We start from the raw sequence: 1,935 nt of genomic DNA, 5'->3' as shown, positions 1-1,935 counted from the left end.
AATTTGCAATACTTGATACTTCCATTCTACATATTCAGTGTTTATCCGGCTAGGTGCAAGATATAAGTATCACAAACTACTAAACACACCTTTGATGCACTCACTGGTGCTAACCAAACAGGGTTCAAGGATGGTTGGGGTCTAGCCTCACCATTCTTAGGTCGTGTTCCAAAGTGGAGTAATAGCAGAAGTTGGTTGAAAAATGTAATACGACCAGAGGCCTTGCCAGCAAATTATGGTCGCGATGAGTATCCTTATAATACAACTATTCCTGGTGGGCCAATTTTCTATGAGTTACATACAGTTTCAGTAAGACCAGTGCCTAAGTATGAAAAACAAGGGCCTATGCTTGAGTCGTTCTATACCAAAGCTAATGTAGAGAGGAACGATCCAGAGAAAATGTGGTTTATTGTCGGGACAACAAAGGGAACAGCATCCTTTTACATAGATAGAGATGGAGTCCTAAAAACAGATTTGAATCGTGGTTAATAATAAGAAACAGAGGGTTTCCATGTCAGAATTAACTGATGGTCTAAATCGAATTCGTGCCTACCTAGAAAGTAATTATCCAGCTGTGGCAGCCAAATTACCTCCAGGTTTACCCTTAGAGAAAATTGAAGAAATATTTCAAATTCTACCTTATCGATTGCCGCAAGAAGTTTATGAACTTTATCAGTGGTGTGGGGGTTGGGATTGGGAAACTGAAAACTGGGATACAATTTTTGCTCCCTACTATGGCACGATGACACTGTGTAGCCCACAAGGAGGGATGGAGACGGCAAAAGATTTTGAAAAATATGAAGTTAGGTACATAAATAAACCTATTTTTCCGATTTTTGGTTATGACAAGATATATCTTTGCACAGTAGGAAACTGGCAAGCAAAATTTCCTGCTCCCATTGTGTATGTTTCAGAGCTTTATACAGTTGAACTACACTACGTCAGTTTAGCAAGCTTGATGCAAGTGACAGCAAAAGTTTGGGAAACAGCTGTGGCTTATATAAATGAAGGAGACCTCGTGCAATGTGATGAACAAAAATTCTTCACCATCTATCGCCAATACAATGTTGAGTTACCCAAAATGGTACTCACCTGGTTGAAGCAAGAGCTAGAAATAGCAGGGTTGGAGCGATGTAAACTATATAAAATGTGGGATTCTATTGACGAAAATGTTAATTGGTTAACCACGTGCTGGCCAGAGCTATCAGTTGAACATTTCTCCCCTGAATTAATAGAACCAATAGTCAGAGAAATGAAGAAACCGAAAGAAACCTCATTCAGCCATTATGCCAAAATGATATTAGAAAAGCTAAAATACAAATCCTAAGTTACAAGTTGGTCTGCCGAGGAAGAAGAAATTCCTGCATGACGCTAACTAGTATGAGTGTTGGGTGAAATCAAAAACTCTAGAGCAGTAGTAAGTTATGCCAGTAGTTGCAAGTACCGCTACTCCTCCCAATCAACCAACATCCTATCCAAAATGGCAATCCCCCACTGCGGACACTTCGCCACCAATTTCTTGATCACAATCCGCGAAGCAGGGTCATCCGCCCAACACTCCATCAAAAACTCATCCCCTGGATTTTCGCGCCATTGTTCCGCCATCTTGAGCTTTTCCATCCGCCAGGGTCACGCCTTTGACCGTGCTGCGATCGCGTCTCATTCCCCCACCGAAAACCGCCGCATCATCTCCGCCAACGCCACAGCCTCCCCATCCGGCGTATACACGACCTCACCCGACATCGCAATCACAATCCTTTGCTTGTATGCCCAGTCAAACCAATCTTTCACAGCAGACTTGACCTGTGCAGACTCCGGTTTCCGCCCCTCCTTGCAAGCAGCTACAAACACAGCTTGCGGGGATTTAACTTATATCTTGCACCTAGCCGGATAAACACTGAATATGTAGAATGGAAGTATCAAGTATTGCAAATT

Annotated in this window: 3 protein-coding genes; all 3 read left to right on the top strand. The window is 42.4% G+C overall.

The window, feature by feature from the left end; translation table 11 throughout:
- Window positions 1-195 precede the first annotated feature (195 nt).
- The 3 genes from A3775_RS09140 (at window position 196) to A3775_RS24105 (ending at window position 1,894) form a co-directional block, all read left to right on the top strand.
- On the top strand, window positions 196-489 hold the full coding sequence (locus A3775_RS09140) for a hypothetical protein (RefSeq protein ID WP_066424648.1): 294 nt from the start codon (window positions 196-198) through the stop codon (window positions 487-489).
- A gap of 22 nt (window positions 490-511) precedes the next feature.
- Complete coding sequence (locus tag A3775_RS09135) at window positions 512-1,327, top strand: SMI1/KNR4 family protein (protein ID WP_066382968.1); 816 nt, start codon at window positions 512-514, stop codon at window positions 1,325-1,327.
- A gap of 153 nt (window positions 1,328-1,480) precedes the next feature.
- Window positions 1,481-1,894, top strand: a complete 414-nt coding sequence (locus tag A3775_RS24105) for a hypothetical protein (RefSeq protein WP_197480118.1) — start codon at window positions 1,481-1,483, stop codon at window positions 1,892-1,894.
- Window positions 1,895-1,935: the final 41 nt, after the last annotated feature.

The sequence above is a fragment of the Anabaena sp. 4-3 genome, assembly GCF_001597745.1.
GTDB lineage: Bacteria > Cyanobacteriota > Cyanobacteriia > Cyanobacteriales > Nostocaceae > Trichormus.
The sequence above is the reverse complement of the archived record's forward strand: the minus strand, read 5'-3'. Positions and strand labels throughout refer to the sequence as shown.